The organism is Pseudomonas sp. UBA6753 (assembly GCF_002453565.1).
Classification (GTDB): Bacteria; Pseudomonadota; Gammaproteobacteria; order Pseudomonadales; family Pseudomonadaceae; genus Aquipseudomonas; species Aquipseudomonas putida_Z.
Genome location: NZ_DKHD01000060.1, coordinates 90,702 through 96,741, shown reverse-complemented (window position 1 = coordinate 96,741; position 6,040 = coordinate 90,702). Strand labels below are relative to the sequence as shown.

Annotated in this window: 7 protein-coding genes and 1 tRNA gene; 4 read left to right on the top strand and 4 right to left on the bottom strand. The window is 58.7% G+C overall.

Features of this window, described 5'->3' with window-relative positions; genetic code table 11:
• Window positions 1-185 precede the first annotated feature (185 nt).
• Window positions 186-1,103 (top strand): hypothetical protein, encoded by a 918-nt coding sequence (locus B2790_RS23930; RefSeq protein WP_286919931.1) that lies wholly within the window; start codon window positions 186-188, stop codon window positions 1,101-1,103.
• Window positions 1,104-1,224: 121 nt separating this feature from the next.
• On the opposite strand, the gene adhP is transcribed toward B2790_RS23930, so the two are convergent.
• Entirely contained in the window at window positions 1,225-2,235 is a 1,011-nt protein-coding gene (adhP, locus tag B2790_RS23925; RefSeq protein ID WP_075045624.1) for an alcohol dehydrogenase AdhP, read from the bottom strand.
• 387 nt (window positions 2,236-2,622) lie between these two features.
• Complete coding sequence (locus B2790_RS23920) at window positions 2,623-3,297, bottom strand: polysaccharide lyase family 7 protein (protein ID WP_274120614.1); 675 nt, start codon at window positions 3,295-3,297, stop codon at window positions 2,623-2,625.
• Between the two features lie 259 nt (window positions 3,298-3,556).
• Between B2790_RS23920 and B2790_RS23915 the strand changes: the two genes are divergently transcribed.
• Window positions 3,557-3,754: a hypothetical protein gene (locus B2790_RS23915; RefSeq protein ID WP_274120613.1), complete on the top strand. Its 198-nt coding sequence runs from the start codon at window positions 3,557-3,559 to the stop codon at window positions 3,752-3,754.
• A gap of 1 nt (window position 3,755) precedes the next feature.
• On the opposite strand, the gene B2790_RS23910 is transcribed toward B2790_RS23915, so the two are convergent.
• Window positions 3,756-4,169, bottom strand: coding sequence for a DoxX family protein (locus tag B2790_RS23910; protein ID WP_025339679.1), 414 nt, complete (start codon window positions 4,167-4,169; stop codon window positions 3,756-3,758).
• A 103-nt stretch (window positions 4,170-4,272) separates the two neighbouring features.
• Window positions 4,273-4,357 (bottom strand) — tRNA-Leu (locus tag B2790_RS23905).
• Between the two features lie 202 nt (window positions 4,358-4,559).
• Here B2790_RS23905 and B2790_RS23900 point away from each other — a divergent pair.
• Window positions 4,560-4,835, top strand: coding sequence for a hypothetical protein (locus B2790_RS23900; RefSeq protein WP_085615096.1), 276 nt, complete (start codon window positions 4,560-4,562; stop codon window positions 4,833-4,835).
• 42 nt (window positions 4,836-4,877) lie between these two features.
• Window positions 4,878-6,035 carry a two-component system sensor histidine kinase NtrB gene (locus B2790_RS23895; RefSeq protein ID WP_274120612.1) on the top strand — a complete coding sequence of 386 codons (1,158 nt, stop codon included), beginning with the start codon at window positions 4,878-4,880 and terminating at the stop codon, window positions 6,033-6,035.
• The last annotated feature ends 5 nt before the right edge of the window (window positions 6,036-6,040 follow it).

The following is a 6,040-nucleotide window of genomic DNA, read 5'->3' as shown; positions in this document are numbered from 1 at the left end:
TTATGAGGCTTGGAGGTGTCTAGGAAACCAGGGGCGATTCAGTCAGGCGCGACATTGGTCGCGACAAGATCGTAAGGGTAAATAAATTTGAGAAAAACGTTCTTGATAATGCTGATTATCGGTTGGTGTATGTTAGGAATAATGGCCTTGCCGGGAAAGTAAGTCGCATCAAGGTGGAGCGGGAGGTGCCGGTCGATTACCTGGATGCCAAGATCGTTTTGTATGAGGGGGAGAATGGTAGTCAGAATAATATTTGTACTATTGAATTGGATAACACTTATGCATTCAATTTTCCGAGTAGTCGGGAGTGCGAAAATGATGATGCTGTTTCGGCCCGGCTGCTTAAGGCGCGAAAAAATACGATCATCCAATTTTATGGTAATTGGCACGCAAATACCTGTGATCAGGGCTGCTCAACCATAACTGTGCTGAAGAATGTCGACACGCCGATAACAATTCCCACCTTTAAAGACAGCTGGACCAGCCCTGATGGCAAGGTGAAAGTTGTTCGCTCAGGTGGTACTCAGCAACTTGAAGGCAAAATTTCCTCGGCCCGGATAACAATTGATCCCTATGCTGGCGAAAATGTCGTACCGAGGACCTCTTCATCGGCTTCAGATGGATATTGGGGAGGCTGGGGGCCGCTCGCAACATGCCCGGCCGGAAAATACGTTTGGGGATTCAGGCTGAAGAGTGAGCTCCCTGGAGGAGATGACACCGCGTTGAATGCCATCGAAATGTACTGCTCCACAGATGGCTCGTTGCCAATCAAAAGTAAAGAAGGACCTTGGGGTAAAGAGGTTAAAGGCCCCGTATTCTGTTCGCAAAGTGACGGCCCTGTGACCGGATTTAAAATAAAAATCGAAAAACCAGTCGGTGATGGTGATGATACTGCTGCCGGCAATGTCCGATTGATTTGCAAGAATGGGAAAGAATTAAAATTGGAGCCAAGTGCTCAATGGGGGGATTGGAGTCCGACTTTTTCTTGCCCGAGTGGTCAGTCAGCAAATGGTTTTGCCACCCGTGTCGAGGATCCTTTTGATGGGGACGACTCAGCGCTCAACGGTATGCGACTGCACTGTGAGCTGAATCAGACACCGTAGTTCAGCTTGCACAAAAGGGGCCGTCGGTTATCAGGTTCTGAGTATTGGAACGGCACAAAGCCCGTAGATGATCATCTACGGGCTTTGTGTTTGCTCGAAATGAGGATCTGCTTTCAGGCCATCACCCCTCGAACTGAATCACCATCCGCCCTTTGATCTTGCCCTCCAGCATCTCTTCGAAGATCTGGTTGATATCCTCGATCGGCCGCAGGGTCACCTTCGGCACCACTTTCCCTTCCGCCGCAAACTGGAAAGCTTCCTGCAGGTCCTGGCGGGTACCGACCAGCGAGCCGATCACCTCGATACCGTCCAGCACCAAACGAGGGATATTCAGGTTCATCGCTTCCGAAGGCAGGCCGACCGCAACCAGGCGGCCACCCGCACGCAGGGCATCAACGGCCGAGTTGAAGGCAGCCTTGGCAACGGCGGTAACCACGGCGGCATGGGCGCCACCGGTCTTGGCCTGGATGACCTTGGCGGCATCCTCGGTGCGTGAATTGATGACCAGATCGGCGCCCATCTCGCTGGCGAAGCGCAGTTGCTCTTCGTTGACGTCGATGGCGATCACTTTGGCGTTGAAGACGTTCTTGGCGTATTGCAAGGCAAGGTTGCCCAGGCCGCCAAGGCCGTAGATGGCGATCCATTGGCCAGGGCGGATGTTGGAGATCTTCACCGCCTTGTAGGTGGTCACGCCGGCGCAGGTAATGCTGCTGGCGGCAGCGGAGTCGAGCCCGTCGGGCACTTTTACCGAGTAGTCGGCCTTGACGATGCAGGCTTCGGCCATGCCGCCGTCCACGGTGTAGCCGGAGTTCTTCACTTCGCGGCACAGGGTTTCGTTGCCGCTGTTGCAATACTCGCAATGCCCGCAGCCCTGGTAGAACCAGGCCACGCTGGCGCGGTCGCCCGGTTTGAGCGAGGTGACGCCTGGCCCTACTGCCTGGACCACGCCGATGCCTTCGTGACCTAGCACCACACCGGTCTTGTCACCGAAGTCGCCATTTTTCACATGCAGGTCGGTGTGGCACACACCGCAGCATTGCATCTTCAGCAGCGCTTCACCGTGCTCGAGGGGGCGCAGGGTTTTCTCCACCACGTCCACGCGACGGCCTGGTGCAACAACAGCAGCTTTCATAGGAGCCTCCGTGTCTATCCGAATGAGCTTGGGTTATCGCCGGGGTTAGCATAGCCCTTGCCGGGTGGGGCAAAACTGCTTCAGGTCATGGTCTGGGGTGGGAGGCTTGTACGCAGCAGGTACCTGCCCTGCGCGCACTTGTAAAAGCGGCCTGGTGTCGCGAAAGGGCCGCAGAGCGGCCCCGGGATTTCAGCGGTGGCGCATAAGTTGTTAGGGCTGCTTTGCAGCCCATCGCGACACAAGGCCGCTCCTGCAGGGTTGTGCGTAAGGCTCGGCACAAAAAGAAAAGCCCGCGGCAATAATGCGGCGGGCTGCAAGAACATACGGAGCAGGGCCAGTGTGCCCACCCGGATGTCAGTATTTCGTGAAGGTCAGGTCATGAGCATGTCATGCATGGCTCAGTTCCAGTTGGCTGATGACGCACACCGAACCATCCTCGGCAGGCGTGTCGTCGGTGTAGTCCACCTGGTTGTATACCCCGCCATGGAATTTGAGCGTGCGCGTCGCCCAGGTCGCACCCAGTTGCAGGGGCGATGTGCTGCCAATACGGCCGTTGCAGCTTGCACTGACCGTGCAGGCGCCGTTGTTCGTCACGTCGATGCTCACATCGAAACGGGCACCGAGCGGTACGTCGGCCAGCACCGTGCTGCTGCTCGTGGCCGTCTGGTTGAAGTCGGTCCGGAAGCCCACGGTGATCTTGCCCTTGTTCCAGAACACCTTGATGGGTGGGTTGTCGTCGTCTTTGACGTGCATCTGGGCAATCACCACTTTTTGCGCAAAGTTCACTTTCTGCAGTGTCATGGTCTGGTGATTGCGGTGCCGGGCGCCGCTGTTCAGTGCCCAGTACGCGGGCTCCTTCCACTCGCAGCGGGTGCGGTGGGTGCTTTTGCTGGAGGCGCCCTTGGTGGGGGCGGTCATGCGGATCGAGCCGTCGCTCAGGCGGGCGATGACTTCGGGCAGGGTCGCCAGCGCCTGGGCGCCGGTCAACTCCAGCGCCACCGGGTTGGTCGCGGACTTCGGCACGGGAGTGGTGATGATGAGGTTGTCGATATACACAGCCATGGGCTTTCTCCTTGAAAAACGACAGGTCCTGCATCATTTGCGAGCCTGGCCAGCATGGGCGCAGTTCACTGTGATTTGCCAAGGCTGGACGAAGGGAAAACCCAGGGGATAAAAAAGCCCGCCATGGGAGGCGGGCAAGCAACGTTTGAAGGGAGAGCCTGCAGAGTGGACCCGGCCGGTTAACCGAGCATTAAGCGGTAACGCATTGACCTGTGCAGCCGATCAGCCTATACAGGCTGCCACCAGCCCAGGAGCCAGCATGCACGACGAAGACGACTTGCACGAACCCGAGCACGATCACCTGCTTGACCACGAATTCCTCTACGACGATTTGGAGCCTGAAGCGGATGCCCAGGGCGCCGAGGACGAGGTTGGGGAAGACGAGGATACGCTGGATGACCTCGATGACGAGGAGCGCGATCACCCAGCCTGGTTCGACGACTGCGAAGACGACTGACTCAGCGCCCGTCTACCGAAAAACGCCCAGGGCCGCTCACTGCCAGCATCAGCAGGCCGCCCATGATGCTGAGGTTTTTCAGGAACTGGGTCATGTTGGCGCTGCGCTCAGGGTCGACCATGCTCCAGAACGGGTGGCCCAGCAGCGCCGTGCCCAGCACGAACAGCGCCAGCAGGAAGGCCAGCGGCCGGGTATAGAAACCGAGGATCAGCAGTATGCCGACAACGAACTCCATGAGCACGGCAACTGCCGCTGCCAGCATGGGGGCAGGGGCGCCCAGTGAGGTCATGTAGCCGACCGTGCCTTCGAACCCGGTCAGCTTGCCCCAGCCAGACAAGACGAACAGGATCATCAGCAGCACACGGGCAATCAGGATAATGATGTCGCGTTGGCCATCGAACAGGGAGTAGCGCATGGCGGCGTTCCAGTGGACGGGTACAAGCTCCACTCTAGCAGCTGCGCAAAGGATTGCTGGCGGGCAGCAAAAAGGCGCCGCAAGGGCGCCTTCGCAAAGAATTTGGTGCGAGTGGCGGGACTCGAACCCGCAAGGCTCACGCCGACAGATTTTAAGTCTGCTGTGTATACCAATTCCACCACACTCGCACGCTTGAAGGGGTCGTGACGACCAGCTCGCTTCTAAGCAGAAGGGCTTCGCAATCAAGCGCGCTTTATAACCCATTGTTATAGTTGAGTCAACCACAGCACCTATGATCAACAGAGTGAAGGGTCGATCGATTGGGCAATTGACACCTTGCTGTCATTACGCCACTGTTGCCCCTTTATTGGATCCAAAGAGTATGCGGTGATGAATCAGTCCAGTGCTTCCGAGCGTATCGTACGCCCACGGCTGTTCTGGCGACTGTTGTTCGTGCTGGTAGTCGTGTTGGGGGCGTTTCTCTACCTCAGCCTGATCAGCCTGGGCGGTTACCTGCTGATGCTGGGGTTCGATGCCGAACATCCTCAACCGCAGCGCCTGATGGCCCTGGCCGGTGGCGGGCTTATCCTGCTGGTCGGTTTGTGGCTGCTGAAAGTGGCGATGCCGCGGCGCATCAGCCCGGTACTGGTTGAGCCCGAGCGTTGAACCTCGCCCTATCTTCCCTCCTGCCGTACCGGTGGAGCTCGCATGGTTTCAGCTGACTGCCTCGACCACCCTGTCATGCCTGCCCACCGCTATGAACAGCTGGTTCAGTCGGTGGTGGATTACGCTATCTACATGCTCGACCCATCCGGCCATGTGGTGTCGTGGAACGCAGGCGCGCAACGCATCAAGGGGTACCGTGCCGATGAAGTGATCGGCCAGCATTTTTCGTTGTTCTTCACCCCGCAGGATTGCACCGAAGGCCGCCCGGAGCGCTTGCTGCGCCAGGCGCTGGAGCAGGGCGTGGCGCAGGATGAAGGCTGGCGCGTACGCAAGGATGGCACGCAGTTCTGGGCGCTGGCCGCGCTGGATGTGATTCGCGATGACCAGGGCCAGGTCGTCGGCCTGGCCAAGGTGACCCGGGACATCACCGACCGTCGCGAGTCGGCGCTGCAACTGGACGCGGTGCGCGCCCAGCTGTTCCAGGCGCAGAAGCTGGAGGCCCTCGGCCAGTTGACCGGTGGCCTGGCGCATGACTTCAACAACATGCTGACCATCATCATCAGCTCGGCGCGCCTGGCACTGGCCACACAGGACCCGGCACGCGCCCAGCGCATGCTGCAGCATATTCTGGATGCCGGGCAGCGGGGCACTGAACTGACCCAGCAACTGCTCAGCTTTGCCCGCCACCGGAAGCTTGATGTGTCTTGCGTCGCCCCGGCGAACCTTATTGCCGCCACCCGTGGTCTACTGGAGCATGCGCTGCCCGCTTCGATTGACCTGGAGGTTGTGCTGCAACCGGACCTGCCCCTGATCGAAGTGGATGCCGGGCAATTGCAGATGGTGCTGCTCAATCTGTTGTTCAATGCCCGCGATGCCATCACGGGGCAGGGCCGGATCGGCTTGACCGTCGATGTGGTCGAACTGGCCGGCGAGGTGGAAGGCCTGCACGGCGGGTTTGTGCGTTTCGAGGTGGAAGACAGCGGCGAGGGCATCGCGCCAGCGGTACTGCCGCGGATTTTCGAACCGTTTTTCACTACCAAGCCCTTTGGCAAGGGGACTGGCCTGGGCCTTAGCCAGGTGTATGGTTTTGCCAGGCAGAGCGGTGGTGCCATTTGCGTCGACAGTGAGCCCGGCCGGGGAACTTGCATGCAGCTTTACTTGCCAATCTATCAGCAGACGGACAGCCAACTCGACAGGTAGAACAC